Annotated in this window: 18 protein-coding genes; 6 read left to right on the forward strand and 12 right to left on the reverse strand. The window is 72.7% G+C overall.

The features are described from left to right. Positions 1-3 precede the first annotated feature (3 nt). Genes ACZ6JY_RS14175 through ACZ6JY_RS14185 form a run of 3 tightly spaced genes read right to left on the reverse strand, consistent with a single transcriptional unit; the run spans position 4 to position 3,215 of the window. A complete protein-coding gene (locus tag ACZ6JY_RS14175; protein WP_469195679.1) occupies positions 4-1,053 on the reverse strand; it encodes a Zn-dependent alcohol dehydrogenase in 1,050 nt (349 codons plus the stop codon). A 24-nt stretch (positions 1,054-1,077) separates the two neighbouring features. After that, entirely contained in the window at positions 1,078-2,295 is a 1,218-nt protein-coding gene (locus ACZ6JY_RS14180; RefSeq protein WP_469195681.1) for an acyl-CoA dehydrogenase family protein, read from the reverse strand. A gap of 8 nt (positions 2,296-2,303) precedes the next feature. Further along, positions 2,304-3,215, reverse strand: a complete 912-nt coding sequence (locus tag ACZ6JY_RS14185) for an SDR family NAD(P)-dependent oxidoreductase (RefSeq protein ID WP_469195683.1) — start codon at positions 3,213-3,215, stop codon at positions 2,304-2,306. Between the two features lie 84 nt (positions 3,216-3,299). Between ACZ6JY_RS14185 and ACZ6JY_RS14190 the strand changes: the two genes are divergently transcribed. After that, positions 3,300-4,265 carry a cyclase family protein gene (locus tag ACZ6JY_RS14190; RefSeq protein WP_469195685.1) on the forward strand — a complete coding sequence of 322 codons (966 nt, stop codon included), beginning with the start codon at positions 3,300-3,302 and terminating at the stop codon, positions 4,263-4,265. Positions 4,266-4,588: 323 nt separating this feature from the next. Here the strand turns inward: ACZ6JY_RS14190 and ACZ6JY_RS14195 are convergent, their stop codons facing one another. The 3 genes from ACZ6JY_RS14195 to ACZ6JY_RS14205 all read right to left on the reverse strand — a co-directional run bounded on the left by ACZ6JY_RS14195 (position 4,589) and on the right by ACZ6JY_RS14205 (position 7,495). Then, entirely contained in the window at positions 4,589-5,071 is a 483-nt protein-coding gene (locus tag ACZ6JY_RS14195; protein ID WP_469195687.1) for an ATP-binding protein, read from the reverse strand. Positions 5,072-5,459: 388 nt separating this feature from the next. Continuing rightward, positions 5,460-6,323, reverse strand: a complete 864-nt coding sequence (locus ACZ6JY_RS14200; RefSeq protein ID WP_469195689.1) for an acyl-CoA dehydrogenase family protein — start codon at positions 6,321-6,323, stop codon at positions 5,460-5,462. An 8-nt stretch (positions 6,324-6,331) separates the two neighbouring features. Further along, on the reverse strand, positions 6,332-7,495 hold the full coding sequence (locus ACZ6JY_RS14205) for an acyl-CoA dehydrogenase (RefSeq protein ID WP_469195691.1): 1,164 nt from the start codon (positions 7,493-7,495) through the stop codon (positions 6,332-6,334). Between the two features lie 304 nt (positions 7,496-7,799). On the opposite strand from ACZ6JY_RS14205, the gene ACZ6JY_RS14210 reads away from it, so the two are divergent. Next, the gene (locus tag ACZ6JY_RS14210) at positions 7,800-9,437 is read left to right on the forward strand and encodes a class I adenylate-forming enzyme family protein (protein ID WP_469195693.1); all 1,638 of its coding nucleotides are present in this window, start codon (positions 7,800-7,802) and stop codon (positions 9,435-9,437) included. Here the strand turns inward: ACZ6JY_RS14210 and ACZ6JY_RS14215 are convergent. Further along, positions 9,421-9,933 carry an EF-hand domain-containing protein gene (locus tag ACZ6JY_RS14215; protein ID WP_469195695.1) on the reverse strand — a complete coding sequence of 171 codons (513 nt, stop codon included), beginning with the start codon at positions 9,931-9,933 and terminating at the stop codon, positions 9,421-9,423. The genes ACZ6JY_RS14210 and ACZ6JY_RS14215 overlap by 17 nt on opposite strands. 208 nt (positions 9,934-10,141) lie before the next feature. On the opposite strand from ACZ6JY_RS14215, the gene ACZ6JY_RS14220 reads away from it, so the two are divergent. Beyond that, positions 10,142-10,570 carry a hypothetical protein gene (locus tag ACZ6JY_RS14220; protein ID WP_469195697.1) on the forward strand — a complete coding sequence of 143 codons (429 nt, stop codon included), beginning with the start codon at positions 10,142-10,144 and terminating at the stop codon, positions 10,568-10,570. A 32-nt stretch (positions 10,571-10,602) separates the two neighbouring features. Here ACZ6JY_RS14220 and ACZ6JY_RS14225 read toward each other — a convergent pair whose 3' ends face one another. Further along, complete coding sequence (locus tag ACZ6JY_RS14225; RefSeq protein WP_447039076.1) at positions 10,603-10,977, reverse strand: STAS domain-containing protein; 375 nt, start codon at positions 10,975-10,977, stop codon at positions 10,603-10,605. A 238-nt stretch (positions 10,978-11,215) separates the two neighbouring features. Between ACZ6JY_RS14225 and ACZ6JY_RS14230 the strand changes: the two genes are divergently transcribed. Together ACZ6JY_RS14230 and ACZ6JY_RS14235 are read left to right on the forward strand one after the other, a co-directional pair. Beyond that, complete coding sequence (locus tag ACZ6JY_RS14230) at positions 11,216-11,806, forward strand: sigma-70 family RNA polymerase sigma factor (RefSeq protein WP_469195699.1); 591 nt, start codon at positions 11,216-11,218, stop codon at positions 11,804-11,806. Continuing rightward, entirely contained in the window at positions 11,803-13,095 is a 1,293-nt protein-coding gene (locus tag ACZ6JY_RS14235) for a zf-HC2 domain-containing protein (protein ID WP_469195701.1), read from the forward strand. Before ACZ6JY_RS14230 ends, ACZ6JY_RS14235 begins: the two co-directional genes overlap by 4 nt. 24 nt (positions 13,096-13,119) lie before the next feature. Here ACZ6JY_RS14235 and purU read toward each other — a convergent pair whose 3' ends face one another. Both purU and ACZ6JY_RS14245 read right to left on the reverse strand, forming a co-directional pair. Then, on the reverse strand, positions 13,120-14,001 hold the full coding sequence (purU, locus tag ACZ6JY_RS14240; protein ID WP_469195703.1) for a formyltetrahydrofolate deformylase: 882 nt from the start codon (positions 13,999-14,001) through the stop codon (positions 13,120-13,122). Between the two features lie 85 nt (positions 14,002-14,086). Next, the gene (locus ACZ6JY_RS14245; protein ID WP_469195705.1) at positions 14,087-14,587 is read right to left on the reverse strand and encodes an SCO4402 family protein; all 501 of its coding nucleotides are present in this window, start codon (positions 14,585-14,587) and stop codon (positions 14,087-14,089) included. A 118-nt stretch (positions 14,588-14,705) separates the two neighbouring features. Here ACZ6JY_RS14245 and ACZ6JY_RS14250 point away from each other — a divergent pair, with 118 nt between their 5' ends. Next, positions 14,706-15,980: an ABC transporter substrate-binding protein gene (locus tag ACZ6JY_RS14250; protein ID WP_469195706.1), complete on the forward strand. Its 1,275-nt coding sequence runs from the start codon at positions 14,706-14,708 to the stop codon at positions 15,978-15,980. Between the two features lie 31 nt (positions 15,981-16,011). Here the strand turns inward: ACZ6JY_RS14250 and ACZ6JY_RS14255 are convergent, their stop codons facing one another. Together ACZ6JY_RS14255 and ACZ6JY_RS14260 are read right to left on the reverse strand one after the other, a co-directional pair. After that, positions 16,012-17,964, reverse strand: coding sequence for a hypothetical protein (locus ACZ6JY_RS14255; RefSeq protein WP_469195708.1), 1,953 nt, complete (start codon positions 17,962-17,964; stop codon positions 16,012-16,014). 180 nt (positions 17,965-18,144) lie between these two features. After that, a complete protein-coding gene (locus tag ACZ6JY_RS14260) occupies positions 18,145-19,533 on the reverse strand; it encodes a transcriptional regulator (RefSeq protein ID WP_469195710.1) in 1,389 nt (462 codons plus the stop codon). Between the last annotated feature and the right edge of the window lie 124 nt (positions 19,534-19,657).

The raw sequence follows: 19,657 nt of genomic DNA on the forward strand, positions 1-19,657 counted from the left end.
GGCTCAGAACGTGAGGACCGCCCGAGCCACCCGTCCCGCCCCCGCGTCCTGCGCCGCCTTCGCGAAGTCCTCCACCGGGTATGTCGACGTCACCAGTTCGTCGAGCAGCAGCCGCCCCTCCCGGTACAGGGACGCGTACAGGGCGAAGTCCCGCTGGGGGCGTGAACTCCCGTAGCGGCAGCCCAGGATCGACTTGTCCAGGAAGAGCGACGAGACCACGAACGACGCCTCGGCCGTGGCTCCCGGCATGCCGAGCAGGATCGCCTGGCCGTGCCGGTCCAGGAGGTCGATCGCCTCCCGCACCAGCGAGACCCGCCCCACGCATTCGAAGACATGGTCCGCCCCGCCCGGCAGCACGTCCCGGACCGACGCCGTGGAGGCGTAGAAGTGCGTGGCCCCGAACTGCCGTGCCGCCGCCTCCTTGTCGGGGTTGGCGTCGACGGCCACCACCGTCGACGCCCCCGCGATCCGCGCGCCCTGGAGCACGTTAAGCCCGATGCCTCCCGCCCCGATGACGACCACCGAGTCCCCCCGGTCGACCCGCGCCCGGTTCAGCGCGGCCCCCACTCCCGTGACCACCGCGCAGCCGATCAGCGCCGCGGACGTCAGCGGAATGTCGTCCGGGATCCTCACCGCCTGCACGGCCTTGACGACCGTGCGTTCGGCGAAGGCGGAGTTGGCGGCGAACTGGTACACCGGGCGCCCGCCCCGCGTGAACGGCTGGTCGGGCCGCCCGATGGCCGACCGGCACATGGTCGGCCGTCCCCGGTCGCACTCGGCGCAGGTGCCGCAGCTCGCGATGGTGGAGAGCGCCACGTGGTCGCCGGGAGCGACGTGCGTGACCCCGGCGCCGACCGCCGAGACCACCCCGGCCCCCTCGTGCCCGAGCACCACCGGCGGCGGAAACGGAATGGTCCCGTCGATCACGGAGAGGTCGCTGTGGCAGAGCCCCGCGGCGGCGATCGCGACCAGTACCTCGCCCGGCCCGGGATCACGTACCTCCAAGTCGTCGACGACCTCGACGCGCTTCCCGTCAAAGAGGACACCCTTCACGACACACCCCTCACGACGCACCCCTCACCGAGGCCCTCGGGCCTCTCTCGGCAGACCGAGCACGCGCTCGGCGATGATGTTGCGCTGAACCTCGTCGGAGCCGCCGTAGACGGTGTCGGCGCGGGAGAACAGGAAGAGCCGCTGGGCGGCGTCCAGTTCGTACGGCAAGGCCTCTGACCAGTCACGGGGCCCGACCGCCCCCACCGCACCCCGGACCTCCACGGCCAGCTCGCCCAGCCGCCGGTGCCAGCGGCCCCACAGCAGCTTGGCCACACTCGGGGCGCCGCCCGCAGAGCCCGCACCGCCGTGGGCACCCAACGTACGAAGCGCGTTCCACCGCATCACCCGCAGCTCCGCCCACTGCCGCACCAGCCGCTCCCGCACCACGGCGTCGCCCACCGCCCCCGAGGCGACGGCATCCCGCACGACCCCGGCCAGCTCCTGGGCGAAACCGATCTGCTGCACCAGCGTGGACACGCCGCGCTCGAACGCGAGGAGCCCCATGGCGACGGGCCACCCCTGCCCCTCCCCGCCCACCACGTGCGAGGCACGCGCCCGCGCACCGTCGAAGAAGACCTCGTTGAACTCACTGGTCCCGGTCAGCTGCCGGATGGGCCGCACCTCGATCCGCCCCGGCTGGTCCATCGGCACCAGGAGGAGCGAAAGCCCCCGGTGCCCCGAGGACCCGGCCTCCGTACGCGCGAGCACGAAGCACCAGTCGGCCTCGCGCGCCAGCGACGTCCAGATCTTCTGTCCGGTGACGGCATAGGCACCGCCGCCCGGATCGAGCACGGCCCGGGTGCGCACCGCCGCCAGGTCGGAGCCGGCCTCCGGCTCGCTGTACCCCTGGCACCACAGCACCTCGCCCCGGGCGATCCCGGGCAGGAACTCGGCGCACAGCTCGGGGCCGCCATACGCCAGCAGTGTCGGCGCCAGCAGGTTCTCCCCGATGTGCCCGCACCGCCCGGGGGCACGCGCGCGTGCGTACTCCTCGGCCCAGACGACCTGCTGGGTCAAGGTGGCCCGCCGATTGCCGTACGTGTCCGAGTCCCACCCCAGGCCGATCCACCCGCCCCGGCCCAACTCACGCTCCCAGGACCGCCGTTCCGCCACGCCTTCATGCTCGCTGCCAGGCCCCCCGCTCCCCGAAGCGCTGGAGTACTCACCGGTGAGGTGCTCGGCGAGCCAGGCCCGCGCCTCGGCCCGGAACCGCTCGTCCGCAGGGCCGAACCCGAAGTCCACGGCCGGGCCTAGGCGTTCGGACGCCGATCGCCGGCCGCCGCCTCGGCCATGGCCTCGAGGCGCGCCAGCAACGGCATCGGATCGGTGCCGACCGTCCCGGGAAGGAAGTCCGCGATCCTCTCCGGGGTCCAGGCGCCCTCCGCGTATCCGGCGCGCAGCTCCCGCGGTTGCGCCCATACGGCGATCTTGGGCCCGGCGATCGTGTAGACCTGCCCGGTGATCTTCTCCGCACGGGCCCGGTCGCTGAGCAGATAGGTGACGAGCGCGGCGACGTCCTCCGGCTCCCCGATCTCCGTGAGCTCCATGGGCACCTGGGCCGACATGCGCGTACGCGCCACGGGGGCCACGGCGTTGGCGGTCACCCCGTACTTGTGGAGCCCCAGCGCCGCGCTGCGCACCAAGGAGATGATCCCCCCTTTGGCGGCGCTGTAGTTGGCCTGCGAGACGGAGCCCTGGTGGTTGCCGCTGGTGAAGCCGATCAGGGTGCCCGAGCCCTGCTTCCGCATGACCGCCGACGCCGCCCGGAAGACCGTGAACGTGCCCTTCAGGTGGGTGGCGACCACCGGGTCCCACTCCTCCTCGGACATGTTGAACAGCATCCGCTCGCGCAGGATGCCGGCGACGCACACCACGCCGTCGACGCGCCCGTACTCGGCGAGCGCGACGTCGACGACGCGTTGGCCGCCCGCCATGGCCGAGATGTCGTCGGCGACGGCGACCGCCTCGCCGCCCGCGGCCCGGATCTCCTTGACCACGGCGTCGGCCACCTCACTTGCCGGCTCGCCGCCCGCCATGGAGACGCCGTAGTCGTTGACGACGACCTTGGCGCCCTCGGCCGCCGCGGCGAGCGCGACGGCCCTGCCGATGCCGCGCCCGGCGCCGGTCACGGCCACCACCTTGCCTGCCAAGAAGTTCCCCACGCCCGGCCCCTTCCCGCGGTTTCTGACGGACCGTTAGATTCTAGGGCCCGTCGGATACGGAAAGACAAGCCCCGGGGAGCACCCATGTCAGACTCAGGTATTACCGTTCCCGTCCCGACCGCCTCCGCACTGCCTCCCGAATTCCACGACCTGGCCAAACGCGTGAACAACTGGGGGCGTTGGGGGGCCGAGGACGAGATCGGCACGCTGAACCTCATCACCGACGAGGCCGTGCGCGCGGCCGCCGCCGAGGTCCGCACGGGCCGCCGCGTCCCGCTCGCGCTGCCCCTCAAGGAGGACGGCGTCCAGACGGGCCTGATACCGGGCCGCGCGAACCCCCTGCACACCATGGTGCAGATCAACCAGGAGCTCTTCGGCCCCGGCACGGTCGCCACCAGCGACGACGCGGTGACGATGGGACTACAGGCGGCCACGCACTGGGACGCGCTGACGCACGCCTCGCACTCCGGGAAGATCTACAACGGCCGCCGCGCGGACACCATCACGGCACACACCCGCGCCCGGTTCAGCGGCATCGACAAGGCCCCGCACGTCGTCTCGCGCGGCGTCCTGCTCGACGTGGCGCGCGCCAAGGGCCTCGACCGGCTGCCCGGCGACCACGCGGTGACGCCCCAAGACCTCGACGAGGCGTCGGAGTTCGGGCGTGTCGCGGTCCGCGCGGGGGACATCGTCCTCGTACGCACGGGCCAGATCCAGGTGTATCTCGCGGGTGACAAGCACGCGTACGGGTATCCGTCGCCCGGCCTCTCGGTGCGTACGCCCGAGTGGTTCCACGCGCGCGACGTGGCGGCGGTCGCCAACGACACCCTCACGTTCGAGATCTTCCCGCCGGAGATCGAGAACCTGTGGCTGCCCGTGCACGCGCTCGACCTGGTGGAAATGGGGATGATCCAGGGCCAGAACTGGAATCTCGAAAAGTTGTCCACAGCCTGTGTAGAACTTTCGCGGTACACCTTCCTGCTGTCCGCGATGCCGGAGCCGTTCGTCGGCGGCACGGGCACGCCCGTGGCCCCGGTGGCCGTGCTGTAGGGGCCGCGGGAACGGCGGCGCGCGGACTCCGCCCCCCGAGTGCGGTGCCGCACGCCGCCATCCGGCTCGGCACCCGGCACTCACCCTCGCGCGCGAGGGGACCGACGCCGACGCGACTCGCGTCTCGGCAAGGGCCACCGTGACCGGCGCCCTCGTCGTCCCCTCGCGGCGAATCGCTGTCCACAAGCGTGATCAATTGGACACTGCGCGTCAATACCCGCTTGGCGACAAGGGAATTATGCCTACTTTGCCCCACCCGCGCACGGGCGCGCGCACCGCGTCACGCGACGGCGCACACGGCGCAGGAGCACGAGCCCCAGGGCTCAGACGGCCTCGTACGCCGCGTCGACGTCGGTTTCTCCGTAGGACACCCCGTCGAAGGCGACGGCGGGGGCGTCCGGATCGCACCGGTCCACCTCGCACCAGATGCTCTTGCCCGCGCCCTCGGGCTGCCAGCCCCAGCGGTCGGCGAGGCCGCTCACAAGCTCCAGGCCTCGGCCGTTGGTGTCGTCACCCTCGGCGTGGCGCTGCTTGGGCGGCCTGGCGCTGGTGTCGACCACCTCGACGCGGACCGTCCTCGGCGCGTCCTCGGGAACGCCGGGGAGCAGCATGCGCAGGACCGCTGGGCAGCCCGTGTGCACCACCGCGTTGGTGACCAGTTCCGAGATCAGCAGGATCAGCGTCTCGGCCACTGGTTCGTCGGCTTCTATACCCGAACCCGCGAGTCGCGAGCGGGCCCAACGCCTGGCCCGTCCCACCTCCGCGGGGTCAGCCCCGACCTCCAGCTGAACATGAAGCACCTGCACCGCTCACACCATCCGAACCGGCGGACACATCGCCTCGCGACTCCACAGGGTCACGGAACGTGAACCCCGACGGAGACAGCATGATTGACGTTCAGTCACCCCAACAAGCGCTTCAGGCATATTCCAGCGCGAAGGAGTACGCGTGCTGCATACTGTGCGACGCGTACGGCGGGGGGTCGAACAGGCGGGCACGGGACCGTGCCCTGCGTGGCGAGCGGCGCGCATCGCCGGATCCGGCGCCGCCGCTGAGGCAACACCGGGATGGCTCAGACCCAGAACCACTCGCATCTGAGACAAGGTACCCGAGCCGGACACCGACTCCATGCCGTGACGAGTCACGCGTAGGACACAACCCGGTATCAACGCTCCGTAGCGTCACCGTCCGCTGTCAGAGAGCTTCGGCAAGCGCTTCCTCGGTCTCGGCCGCCGTGCGCCCCAGTTCCGCGCGCACCCAGGCCCGTTTGAGGTGCAGATGCACCTCCGCCTCCCAGGTGAAGCCCATGCCGCCGTGCACTTGCAGGCAGTCCCGGGCGTTGCGCGTGGCCGCGTCGTCGGCCAGGAGCTTGGCGCCGGCGATCTCCTGCTCGTCCCTGGTCACGGCGGCCGCATAGACGGCGCCGCGGGCGATCTCGGTCCGTACGAGCATGTGTGCGCAGAGGTGCTTCACGGCCTGGAAGGACCCGATGGGCTGCCCGAATTGTTTGCGTTCGCTCGCATACCGCACCGCCATCTCGCACGTCCGTCCAGCACTGCCCAACTGTTCGGCGGCCGTCAGGAGCACCGAATCGGCGGGCGCCCGCGTGCCCGCCCCCGGCACGCGGTGCAGGGGCGTGAGCGGGTCGACGGACCGCAGGGGCACGGCTCCGGTGACGTCGCCCCGTACGGCGTCGGCGTCCGCCAGCCACGGGACGAGCACCCCGTCGACCGCGGTCACCACCGCCGTCCCCTCGGCCGCGCCCGGCACCTCCCCGGCCGCCAGGAACGTCGCCACCGCGGGCCCGGGCAGCAGCGCCCGCCCCGCCTCCTCGAAGGCGAGCACGGCCTCCGGGAGCCCGAGGCCGACCCCGCCCCGGGCCTCGTCGAGCGCCAGGGAGAAGAACCCGGCGTCGCCGAGCGCGCGCCACAGGTCCCTGTCGACGAGGCCGGGGGTGTCCATGGCGTCCATGGCGTCCCGCAAGGAGAACCTCCCCGCGAGGATCTCCCGCATGCCCTTCCGCAACGCCTCTTGATCATCCGTGAGTTGGAAGTCCACGTCCGGCCTCACCGCCCCTTCGGGAGGCCGAGTATCCGCTCGGCCACGATGTTCCGCTGGATCTGCGAGGTCCCCGCGGCGATCGTGTACGACAGCGAGGAGAGCCGGTCCAGGGTCCACTCGCGCCCCAGGTCGAGCGCGCCCGCGCCGAGGACGTCCGCGGCGGCGTCGTACAGCTCCTGGCGCGCGTGCGAGTACCGCAGCTTGAAGACCGAGCCGCCCGCTCCCGGCACGCCGCCCGAGCGCTGCGCCTCGCTCACGTTCCACTGCGTGAGCCGCCACAGGGCCGTGAACTCGGCGCTCAGGCGGCCGAGCCTCCGCCGCAGTACCGCGTCGTCCCAGCGGCCGTTCGCGCGCGCCTCACGGGCCAGCTCGCCGAGGACGCGGCGGCAGGCCACCACCTCGCCGACGAAGGCCGTGCCGCGCTCGTAGGAGAGGGTCACCATGGTCACGCGCCAGCCGTCGTTCTCCGCGCCCACGCGGTTGGCCACCGGCACCCGGACCTCGTCGAGGAACACCTCGGCGAACTCCGTGGAGCCTGCGAGGGTGCGCAGCGGGCGCACGGTGATCCCGGGGGCGTCCATCGGCATCGCGAGCCAGGAGATGCCCCGGTGCTTGGGCACGGCCTCGCTCACCGGCTCCGTGCGCACCAGGAGCTCGCACCAGTCGGCGACCTCGGCGTGGGAGGTCCAGACCTTGGAACCGCTCACCACGTAGTGGTCGCCGTCCCGCCACGCGCGCGTGCGCAGCGACGCGAGGTCGCTTCCCGCGTCGGGCTCGCTGAAGCCCTGGCACCACACCTCGTCGCCCCGCAGCACGGGCGGCAGCCAGCGCGCCCGCTGCTCGGGCGTGCCTTCGGAGGCGATGGTGGGGCCCGCGTGCAGCAGCCCGACGAAATTGGCCCCTACGTAGGGGGCGCCCGCCTTCTCGGTCTCCTCCAGGAAGATCAGGTGCTGGGTGGGCGTGGCACCCCGCCCGCCCGCGTCGACGGGCCAGTGCAGGCCCGCGTACCCGGCGTCGTACAGCCTGCGCTGCCACCCGGTGTCGTACGCCCGCCGACCGGGCCAGTCGAGCGGGTCGGGGCGCGGCGGCAGGCCGGGGAGGGTGCGCGCGAGCCACTCGGTCAGGTGCGCGCGGAACTCCTCCTCCGCTTCGGTGTACGTGAGGTCCACGGCCGCGCCTACTCGCCCGGTCCCGGTACCGGTACCGCGTCGGGCGGCCCGGTCGCGTGGCCGTCGCCGCCGAGGGCCGGCGGAAGCTCGGTCATGGTGTCCCCTCCGGTTCATCCGCCCGGACCCCGCGGACGGCAGCGGACGGCATCCGTACGAGCGACGCCGCCTCTTCGCACAGAGCGAGCTGACGGTTCGTCAGAGCGCAGGTTAGTCCCGCACCCCTGGACCGGCAAGGCGCACCGGCCTACGCTTCCCGCAGCTTCTGACGCTGCGTCAGTTATGGCCCCGGCAGGAGGGCGACCGCATGAGCACCGCGCAGAACGGGACAGCGGACAACGGGAACGCGCAGAACGGCACCGTGCACGAGCGGAACGAGGCCGCGTACGAGCTGGCCTCCTCCCGCACGCTCTGGGAGCTCGTGGAGCGCCGTGCCGCGCTCACCCCCGACGCGCCGGTCCTGATCCAGGCCGCCGACGACCCCGCCGACGACCGCACGCTCACCTTCGGCGCGCTGCGGGACCGCGCGGAACGCGTCGCCGCCGGTCTTTGCGCCAGGGGCGTGCGCCCCGGCACGGTCGTCGCCTGGCAGCTCCCGACCCGTATCGAGACGGCCCTGCTCTCCTTCGCGCTGGCCCGGATAGGCGCCGTCCAGTCCCCGGTCATCCCCTTCTACCGCGACCGCGAAGTCGGCTTCGCGCTGCGGGAGTCCGGGGCGGAGCACTTCGCGGTGCCCGGGGTGTGGCGCGGCTTCGACCACGGGGAGATGGCGCGGCGGCTCGGCGCCAGGGGCGTCTTCGAGGCGTACGAGGAGCTGCCCGACGCCGATCCGTCCGTGCTGCCCGCACCGCCCGCGGACGGCACCGCGGTGCGCTGGATCTACTGGACCTCGGGCACGACCTCCGACCCCAAAGGTGTCCTGCACACCGACCGTTCGCTCATCGCCGGGGGCTCCTGCCTCGCCCACGCGCTGCGCCTGCGGACCAGTGACGTGGGTTCGATGGCGTTCCCCTTCGCGCACATCGCGGGCCCCGACTACACGGTGATGCTGCTGCTCTACGGCTTCCCCGCGGTGATGTTCGAGCACTTCGCGATGCCGGGCGCGCTCGACGGCTACCGGCGGCACGGCGTGACCGTGGCGGGCGGGTCGACGGCCTTCTACTCGATGTTCCTGGCCGAGCAGCGCAAGATGCCGCCGGGCGAGAAGGTCCTTCCCGCGCTGCGGCTCCTCGCGGGCGGCGGGGCACCGAAGCCGCCGGAGATCTACCACGCCGTCGTACGCGAGATGGGCTGCCAACTGACCCACGGCTACGGCATGACCGAGGTCCCGATGATCACCATGGGCGCCCCTGACGACACCGCGGAGAACCTGGCGGCCACGGAGGGGCGGCCGCCGCCGGGCATGGAGATCCGGATCACCGACGCCGACGGCAAGGGGCTCGGTCCCGGCATCGACGGCGAGGTGCGGCTGCGCGGTGAGGCCGTCTGCCGGGGCTACTTGGGCCGCGCGCCCGACGCGGGGGCCTTCGACGCCGACGGGTTCCTGATCACCGGGGACCTCGGCCACCTCACGGGGAGCGGCCACCTGGTGCTCACCGGGCGCGCGAAGGACGTCATCATCCGCAAGGGGGAGAACATCTCCGCCAAGGAGATCGAGGATCTCCTGCACGGCCACCCCACCGTCGGTGACGCGGCGGTCATCGGTCTGCCCGACGACGAACGCGGGGAACGGGTCTGCGCGGTGGTGGAACGGCGGGCGGGGGCCGGTGAGCTGACGCTGGCCGCCGTGACCGCGTATCTGCGCGGGGAAGGCCTCGCCCCCTACAAGTTGCCGGAACAGCTTGAGGTCGTCGAGGCGCTCCCCCGCAACGAGACGCTGCGCAAGGTACTCAAGTACAAGCTGCGGGAGCGCTACGCGCGCGTGCCGCTCACTCCGGAACCGTGAAGTACTGGGCGAAGGCCGTCACGATCTCCTGCTCCGCAACCCGGCCGTCGCCGTCCGCGTCGAGACCGGCCGCCACCGCGCCCGCGACGTCCTCGGGCACGCCGAGCGCCTTGAGCGCGCGTCCGATCTCGGCGGGGGCCACCGCCCCGTCGCCGTCACCGTCGGCGATGCGGATCACGGCGTTCAGGAAGGGCCTCGCGATCTCGGCGAACCGCTGCGGGTTGTCACGCAGCCGCTTCACCGCGCCGCCGACGAACTCGTCCCGCGTGATCCGCTGGTCCCCGTCACGGTCCGCGATCCCGGCCATGCCCTGCCAGAACGCCTCGGCGCCCAGGTACAGGGCCTGCCCCTTGTCGGACCGCGCCGTCACCCCGAACTCCTTGCACAGGGCGGCGGCCGCCGTGCTGAAGTCCTCACGGGAGATGTATTGGTTGCCGTCCTGGTCGAAGGTGGCGAACCGGGCCGCGATCTTACGCTCGTACTCGGCACTGTCCATGGTCTTCGGGCCGCCTCATTTCCGCGGTTGGGTGCAGTTCAGGAGGGTGGATACCCCCGGCAGCAGCGAGCGTACGTCGTCCCGGGCGCCCTGAGGCGGTAAAGCGGGGCTTGTGTCAGGACCGCCTGAATTCCGGTACAGATATGTGCCACACACGTGATGTGCTGCACTGTTCCGCGTGGAAGCTGTCGCGGCGAGTGTCATAGCAGTGCTCGGAACCCTCCTGGGCGCGGGAGTCACGCACTCCTTCCAGCGCAGGACGGCCGAGCGGACGGAAGCGTTCACCCGGAGCGAGAAACTGCGCCAGGAGCGGATCGACGCGTACTGCGCGTACGCGGGCGCGCTGGTCAACTACCGGCGGGTGCTCATGGACCGCTGGTTCAGCAGGGCCGAGAACCGCGAGGACAGCGAGGAGGCCCGCTTCCGTTCGTACGAGATGCGCTCAGAGGCGCACGAGACGCTGTTCCGCGTGCAGTTGCTCACCGACGACGAGCAACTGATCAGTCAGGCCTGGCAGACGCTCGACACGGTCAGTGACGTGCACAAGGCGGCCGACAGGGACGAACTCGCCGAACGCAGCCGTGGCTCCCGGCAGGCCATCAACGCCTTCGTCGCGACGGCGAAGCGGCACGTGTAGGGGCACGCCGGGGGCTCAGGCGGAGAGCGGGCTCAGGCGGAGAGCGGTGTCGCCTCCTCGTCGAGCGCCTCGGCCACGTCCGGGAAGACCTCGAAGAGCCTGCGGACGCCGAGGGCCGCGAGGACCCGGTTGACGTGGGAGCCGTCGACGGCGCCCTGGGCCGGGAGTATCAGCCGCAGCCGGCCCTGGCAGGAGCGGATCAGACGGCGGGTGGCGATCAGCACGCCGACGCCGCTGGAGTCGCAGAACAGCACGTCGGAGAGGTCGAGGACGACACTGCGACGGCCGTCGGCCACTGCCTCGTGCACGCGCTGGCGCAGAACGGGCGAGGTCAGCAGGTCCATCTCGCCGGAGACGCACAACACGGCCCAGCCGCCCTGCTCGCCCACCGTCACCTTGAGCGTCACGCGTCACGCCTCTCGCTCGCCTGCTCTTCCCTCCGGCCCGAAGTGATCCGGAAGCGGTCCTTACGCTTCGTTCAGCCTCGGCTGCCCAACTACTCCACCCATGAAACACCAGCATCGCCGCCTCAATATCATCCGGGCCTTCGCGGGGAACGCCCTTTGCCGTAAACAGAGGTGCTCTGTCAGTGGCGCCGACTACATTCGAGGGAGAGTCGGACACGGCGAGCGCAGAGGGGGCCGCATGCCGAAGGACGCACCGCGGCGCTGGGACCGCAGGATGCAGCAGCGGCTGGCGCACGGGGAGGCGGCCGCGCTCGGCGAGCTGTACGACCGCTTCGCCTCGCTGGTGCACGGCCTCGCCCACCGCGTCCTCGGCGACGAGAGCGGCGCCGACCGCATCACCCGCGAGGTCTTCGCCCACGTATGGGAGAACCCCGACGCGTATGACGCGAAGCAGGGCCCCCTGCGCTCCTGGCTCGCCACGCTCGCCCATGAGCGGGCCGTCCGCAGGCTCCGCCAGACCGAGTCGGCCGCCCTCGCGGGCGGCGAAGGCACCGCGGAGGAGCTGGAGCGCAAGGTCCGCCACGCCTCGGCGGCGGCCCGCGCGGACTACATCGTGACGGCCATGCCCACTCCCCTGCGGGCCGCGCTCGAACTGGCGTACTTCCAACGGCGTGACTACCGCCAGGCCGCCGCCGACCTCGGCGTCACCGAGGACGAGGCCCGGCGCAGGCTCCGCCTCGGCCTCCAGCTCCTCTCGACGGCCAACGACACGGACGCCCCCTCCGCCGGCCGCGCCGGCACCTCACCCGGTCCCGGGACGTCGCTGTGACCGGCTCCGACCGCCCCGGGCCGCACGAGGCGGCGGACGGCCAGGAAGGGCAGGGCGGCCAGGGCACCCCCGCCGCCCCGCGCATACCCGTCCCGCGCGTCTCCGCGGAGGACTCCGGAGTCCCGCTGCCCGCCCCGCCGCCCGCCCCGCTCGTCCTGGAGCACCCCGTTCTGAAGTCCCTGCTCGGCGCCTGGGCGCTCGCCGCGTGCTCCACGGAGGAGGCCACCGCCGTCGAGGAGCACCTGGGCGAGTGCGGCCCCTGCGCGGAGGAGGCGCTGCGGCTGCGGGACGCCGTCGGCCTGCTGCACCCCGAGGAGAGCCTCGACCTCGACCCCGGTCTGCGCACCCGCGTCCTGGACAGCTGCCTGGGCCGCCGCCCGCCCCGCATCCCCGTCCCCCAGTGGGCCGTGCCCTACGACGCGGAGAGCGCCCGCCTGGACGCCCTGCTCCGCGACATCGGCGACTCCGAGTGGCACGCCCCGGTGCGGCTGCGCTGGTTCGAGCAGGGCGGCCCGGCGAGCCGCAAGACCACCGTGGCCGGAGTCATCGGGCACCTTCTCGCCGTGGACGGCCTGGTCGGGCTCGCCCTCGGCCTCGGCGACCCGCTCGGCCCGAAGGCCAAGGACCCCCAGCTCCCCGGGCAGCGCACCGAGGCGTACTGGAAGGCGTCGTATTTCCCGCCCACACGTGCCGTGCGCGGGCCCTGGCGTGACCAGACGCACGAGCTGATCCGCACGGTGTCCTTCGCGGGCGACGGCTCGGGACGGATGCCGGTTCCGTACGGGACGGTGCCCGACGGCGGCGGCGGGGCCGGGCAGAAGATCGAGCTGCCGCTGCGGGACGCCATGGTGGACCGCGCCTTCGAGTGCTGGATCCACGCGGGCGACATCGCCCACGCCGTCGACTATCCCTACGACCCGCCGGCGCCCCGCCACCTCCACCGCATGATCGACCTCGCCGCGCGGATGCTCCCCGACACGCTGGCGGGCCGCCGCCGCTCCGGGCTCGCGGCGCCCTCGCGTGACCTGGTCGCGGCGGGCGCCCCCGGCCGCAGCCTGCGCCTGGAGATCGAGGGGCTCGGCGGCGGCGAGTGGTTCATCCCGCTGGACTCGCCCGGCGCCACCGCGTCGGCCGAGCGCGAGGTGGCACACGTGGCGCTCGACGGCGTGGAGTTCTGCCGCCTGGCCGCGGGCCACGTCTCGCCCGAGGAGGCGGCCGCCGGTCAGGACGGCGATCGCGAGGCGATCCGCGACGTCCTGTTCTCGGCGGCGTCACTGAGCCGGATGTGACCCACCCGCCCCCGTAAGGGCCGGTCAGGCGAAGACGACCGTGCGGCGGCCGTTCAGCAGGATCCTGCGCTCCGCGTGCCACTTCACGGCCCGGGCGAGCGCCTGGCACTCCACGTCACGGCCGATCGCCACGAGCTGGTCGGGGGTCACGCCGTGTCCGACCCGCTCGACCTCCTGCTCGATGATCGGCCCCTCGTCGAGGTCGGCCGTCACGTAGTGCGCGGTCGCGCCGATCAGCTTCACGCCGCGCGCGTGCGCCTGGTGGTAGGGCTTCGCGCCCTTGAAGCTCGGCAGGAACGAGTGGTGGATGTTGATGATCCGCCCGCTGAGCTCCTTGCAGAGGTCGTCCGAGAGCACCTGCATGTAGCGGGCGAGGACGACGAGCTCCACGTCCAGCGAGCGCACCACTTCGAGCAGCCGCGCCTCGGCCTGCGGCTTGTTCTCCTTGGTCACCGGGATGTGGTGGAAGGGGATGTCGTACGAGGCGACGAGCTCGGCGAAGTCCGTGTGGTTGGAGACGACCGCGGCGATCTCCACGGGCAGCGCGCCGGTCCGTGAGCGGAACAGCAGGTCGTTCAGGCAGTGCCCGAACTTCGACACCAGCAGGACGATCCGCATCTTGTCCTCGGCCCGGTGGATCTGCCAGTCCATGCGGAAGGAGTCACCGATCGCGGCGAAGCTCGCCCGCAGCTTGTCGACGGTCACCGGGGCCTCGGCGGAGAAGTGGACGCGCATGAAGAACAGACCGGTGTCGTGGTCGCCGAACTGCTGACTGTCCTCGATGTTGCAGCCGGTCATGAAGAGATAGCTCGACACGGCGTGCACGATGCCCTGCTTGTCGGGGCACGAGAGGGTGAGGACGTACTGATCGGCGGGGACGGCGGGGGCCACGGACTGCTCGTTCATGCGGGCAAGGTTCCCACAGCGGGTCGCGCCGCGGGCAATCGTCCCGCGAGCCGGGACGGCCACGCCCGGTACCCGGGCCCCATGCTCAGCCGGACCGCGTCAGTATCCGCAGCACCTCAAGCGTCCGCGGCGGCTCGTCCGGGTTCTCCCCGTCGCTCGCGGCCAGGTGGACGTGCGCCTCGCGCGCCGCCCGCACGGCCTCGGGCCAGCCCGGATGCTGGAGGTAGACGGAGACCAGCGCGTCGGGCCCGACCTCGTGCATGATCCGCAGGACCCGCAGCACGGCCGTGTCGACGAGCGCCGCCTCCTGGGAGTCGCGGAAGATCGTGCCGACGTACTTCTCGGCGGACCAGTTGTCCAGCCACGTGTCCTCGACCAGCCGGTAGACGGCGTCGGTCACGTCCCCGTACTCCTCGCGTCCTGCGAGCCAGCACTCCCGCTGGAAGTCGGGGTCGGAGAGCATGTGCAGCGCCGAGCGCACGTTGCTGCGCCAGCGCCACCACGGCATGTCGTTGGTCGGCATGCCACCCATGGTGCTGGAGCGACGGCCGCGACGGGAAGAGTTCTCCGAACCTTGCACGGTCATCGATCGTACGTTCCCACGCCACGCTCCCGAACCGGCCCCCGCCCGTTCACCGTGATGTCACCGTCCGTTGAGAACGCGTCACTCCTCGGTTGGCCCTTGACCGGAAGGGTGCGGGGACATGACCGGCCGGCGACACTCCTTCCTGAACCGCCCCCACCGACACGCCGCGCTCTCCGCGGCCGCCGCGGCGGCGTGCGTCGCCCTGACAGCCGGATGCGGGGTCATCCCCGGCACCACGGGGGGTTCCGGGGACGACCCCATCACCGTCATGACCTGGGCCCCCGAGAACACCAAGGCCACCAACAAGCCCGGCGTCCCCGCCATGGCCCAGGCCTACGCCCGCTGGGTCAACTCCCACGGCGGCATCGACGGCCACGAGCTGCGGGTCCTGACCTGCAACGACCACAACGACTCGGCAGGCGCCGCCAAGTGCGCGCGCAAGGCCGTCGACGAGGACGTGGTCGCGGTCGTCGGCGCCTACAGCCAGCACGCCCGCTCCTTCCTCGCCCCCCTGGAGGTCGCCGGCATCCCGTACATCGGCGGCTACGGCATCACCGACGACGAGTTCTCCAGCCCGCTGTCCTACCCCGTCAACGGCGGCGAACCGGCCCTCCTCGCGGGCAACGGCCGCCAGCTCGCCGACCGCTGCGACCGCGTCTCCCTCGTACGCCCCGACACCCTGGCCGGCGACGAACTGCCCGAGCTCCTCAACGCCGGGCTCGCCGACGGCCACCACAAGCCCGTCGCCGACATCCGCGCCCCCGAGGACAGCACCGACCTCACCCCGCAGGCCGAGCAGGCCCTGCGGCACGCGGGCACCCGGGACGGCTGTGTGACCACCGCGCTCGGGGCGCGCACCGACACCTTCTACGACGCCTTCCGGCGCACCAGGACCGACTATCCGCCGGTACGGATCTCCTCGGTGCTCGGCAGCGTCGACCAGTCGCTCATCGACCGCACCGGCGGCGCGAACGGTCCCTACGAAGGGGCGTACGTCACCGGCTGGTACCCGGCGTCCGGCGATGCCAGGTGGTCGCAGATGCGCGACGTCATCCGCGAGCAGGCGTTCGGCGACAACCGCGTCGACCCGGCCGACGCGGGCGTGCAGACCACGTGGATCGCGTACACCGTCCTGAAGCAGGCCGTGGAGTCCCTCGGCGGCGGCGAGGTGAGCGCCCGCACGCTGCGCCGCGCCCTCGACGACGGCCTGCGGGTCCGCACGGGCGGCCTCACGCCCACGCTGAGCTGGCGCTTCGAGGACCTGATCGCGGCCAGCGAGTTCCCGCGGCTGATCAACTCGGGCGTCACGTTCCAGACCGTGCGGGACGGCCGGCTGGTCCCCTCCCGCAAGGGCTTCGTGGACGTCGAGAAGACGCTGGAGCAGACCGCGTAACCCGGGGGTCGCGCGGTCCGCCCGCGAAGGCTCAGAGCTGGGTCTTCTCGCGCGTGGTCAGGCCGTACTTGCCCGCGATCGCGTTCCAGTACTTGGCGGCCTGCTCCTTGGCGGTGGTCGCCTCCCCGCTCGCCCGGTTGCCCGCCGCCTGGTGCGAGGTGCTGCGGGCGTGGCCCTTGCGGCAGCCCCGCTTGCCCGCCACCTGGTCCGCCCACGAGGCGTAGTGGTTGTCGGCCGACGCGGACGCCTTCCAGGCCCTGTTGAGGGAGGCGGTCAGCTGCTCGTTGGACGGGAGCTCGTCGACCTCCAGCTCGGCGAGCCGGGTGACCAGGCCGTTGCGCTGCTTGGCGGCGTCGCGCAGGTCCTTCGCCGACTGGCCGAGGTTCTCGCACTTGCCCACGTTGCGTACGGAGGTGATCACCGTCGCGCGGCTGTTGTTGCTGTCGGCCAGGAGCTTGTCCAGGGCGACGGCCTGCTCCTTGCCGGGGTCGGCGGACGGCGAGGGCTCGTCGGCGGGGGCGGACGCGGAGACGGGCTTGCCGTCGTCCGCGCTCTCGTCGTCACCGCCGCCGGAGCTCAGGAGCGCGCCCGCGCCGACGCCGAGCACGGCGATGCCGACGCCGACGGCGATGATGAGGGGCACCTTCGAGCCGGTGCGGCTGCGGCGGCCGCCATGGCCGCCGTCGCCCTGCGCGGGCGCCGGAGCGGGGGCGCGAGCGGGCGCCGGCGCGGGGGCCGCGGGCGCCGAGGCGTCGAAGCGGGGCATCTGCTGGGTGGACGCGGGCCCCTCGGCCTCCGGCTCGGTGCGGAAGAGGCTGTCGAACTCTGCGGGCGGCTGCCGGTCGCCGGGGGCGCCGGGGCGGATGCCGTAGGGCGCGACGGCCGGCTCGGGCGGCGCGCCGGGCCCGGCGGGGCCGCTGTTGCCGGGGACGGGCGCGATGAACTGCGTGGGCTCGCTGTCGGACGCGGGGCCGGGTCCGGCGGGCGTGGCACGGCCGAGGAACTGCGTGGCATCGGCGACGGGCGCCTCGGGCGGCAGAGCGCCGGGGGCCACCGGGGGGATGTACTGCGTGGCACCGTCGTCCATGGCCCCCTGGACACCGAACGCGGGACCGCCGGGCAGGGAGCCGCCGGGCATGGGGCCGCCACCCGGCATGGGACCGCTGCTCGGTATGGGCGCTATGTACTGCGTGGCGCCGTCGTCCATGGCCCCCGGGCCACCCGGCATGGGACCGCCACCCGGCATGGGACCACTGCCCGGCATGGGGCCGCCGCCCGGTATGGGCGCTATGTACTGCGTCGCGTCGGCGTCCGGTCCCGTGGCGGCCGGCGGCAGGGGCGCGCCGCCCTGGCCGAGCGGCGGCAGCGGCATGCTCTGCCCGCCGTACCCCTGCTGACCGCCGTACGAGGCCTCCCCGTGGCCGGACTGGGCCGCGTGCGCGCCGTGTGCGGGCGGCCCGGCGTGCGCTCCATGGCTCTGCTGCGCCGCCTGTGCGCCCTGGGCGGGCGGCCCGGCGTGCGCTCCGCGCCCGTGCCGACCGCCGCCCTGGCTCTGGCCCTGGATCTGCCCCTGATCCTGGCCCTGCTGTACGGGATAGCCGCCCTGAGCCGCGTACGGGTCCTGTGCGGCGTACGGGTCCTGGGCCGCGTACTGCTCCGGCGCGCCGTAGCCCTGCTGCGGGTAGCCGTAGCCCTGTGCGGGCGGCGGGGTCGCGCCCTCGGGGGGCAGCGGCATGGCCTGGGCGGGCTGCTGCGGCGGGGCGCCCCAGGCCTCGCCCTGGCCGGGCTGCGGCGGGCTCGTCGTGTCGGGCCCCCAGGGACTGCCCCACGGGGTGCCGCCCGCAGGGGTGGTTTGCCGTCCTGCGGTACCGGGCAGCAGCGGCTCACTGCCGTCCGCGGGCAGCACGACGCCCTCATGGGCTTGCCGGGCCGCGGGCTGCCGCGGATCGGAGGAAGCAGCGCCCTGACCGCTCTGCTGCGTCACCGGGACTCCTACGTATGGGGGACCTACGGAACCGTCGGCTCACGCTACCGGGTCGCCACAGCCCTTAGCCACGCAGCTCAGAGCGGAGCCGTCCGCTCGACGTCCGCAGTAACAATTCCTCCCGCTCAGGCGCTGTTTACTGGACGGAGATCCCTTTAGGACCGCGCACGCGCGCGTGGGTCACGCCGCCTGCACGTCGACGCGGGAGCCGAACTCCCTGACCACCGGCTCGTCGCGGTACGGCTCAAGGCGCTGCTGGAGGTCCTCCAGGTACTCGGCGCCGCGGTTCGAGCGAAGGGTGCCGAGGAGCTCGACGGCCTTCAGGCCCGTGTGGCAGGCCTGTTCGACCTCGCGGCGCTGCACCTGGGCCGTGGCCAGCAGGACGAGGCCGATCGCGCGCCGCCTGGCCCGTGTCTCCGGGTGCCCGTCGAGCGACTCCTGCGCGCTGCGCGCCGCGGCGTCCGCCTGGCCGAGGTCACGGTGACAATGCGCCAATTCATCGGCCAGATACGCGTGGTCGAAGTGCCTGATCCAGACGGGGTCGTCGCCCGCCTCCTCCTCGCCCGCGGCCCGGTCCATCGCCTCGACGGCGCGGCCCGCCACCGACTGCGTCGCCCGCGCGTCCCCGAGCAGGGCGTGGCCGCGCGCCTCTGCGGCGTAGAACATGGCCTCCGCGCGGGGTGTGACCCGCCCGCGCGTCCCCTCCTGCGCGGCCCGCGCCAGCTGCGCGATCTCGCGCGGGTTCCCGAGCTGGGCGGCGAGGTGACTCATCGAGGCGGCCAGTACGTACCCGCCGTACCCCCTGTCCCCGGCCGCCTGGGCCAGGCGCAGCGCCTGGATGTAGTAGCGCTGGGCGAGGCCGGGCTGGCCCGTGTCGACGGCCATATAGCCCGCGAGTTCCGTCAACCGCGCGACGGCGGCGAACAGTTCACGCCCGACCGCCTCCCGGTAGGAGCCTCCGAGGAGCCCGGAGACCACGGAGTTGAGGTAGTGCACGACGACGGGACGCACATGCCCGCTGCCGAACTGGTGGTCCAGCTTGGTCAGCGCCTGGGTCATCGCCTGGACCGCGGCCACGTCCGGCATCCCGACGCGCGGCCCGGCGGTCCGGCCGACCTGGGAGTCCGCCGAGGAGATCAGCCAGTCGCGGCTCGGCTCCACGAGCGCGGAGGCCGCCACGGTCGAGCCGGACAGGAAGTCCCTGCGCCCCACGTCGCTGCGCCACAGCTCACAGACCTGTTCGATGGCGCCGAGCACGGTCGGCGAGAACTGGAGACCGACGCCGGAGGCGAGGTTCTTGCCGTTCGCCATGCCGATCTCGTCGATGGTGACGGTACGGCCCAGCTTGCGGCCGAGCGCCTCCGCGATGATGCCGGGCGCCCGCCCGCGCGGCTGCTGCCCGCGCAGCCAGCGGGCCACGGACGTCTTGTCGTAGCGCAGATCGAGACCGTGCTCCGCGCCGCACATGTTGACCCTGCGGGCGAGTCCGGCGTTGGAGCAGCCGGCTTCCTGGATGAGCGCCTGCAGCCTTTCGTTGGGCTGACGCGCGACGAGTGGCCTGGCGGCCATGGCGTACCCCCTGAACGTGCACCGTGGACCTGCGGAACGGAGCGGCCGCGGCGGCCGACCCACGCTGATCAATGCCCTGGGGACAAGGCGAAGATGCGCCACGAAAGAGGCATAAGTAGCCATA

Source organism: Streptomyces sp. NPDC046335 (assembly GCF_055587985.1).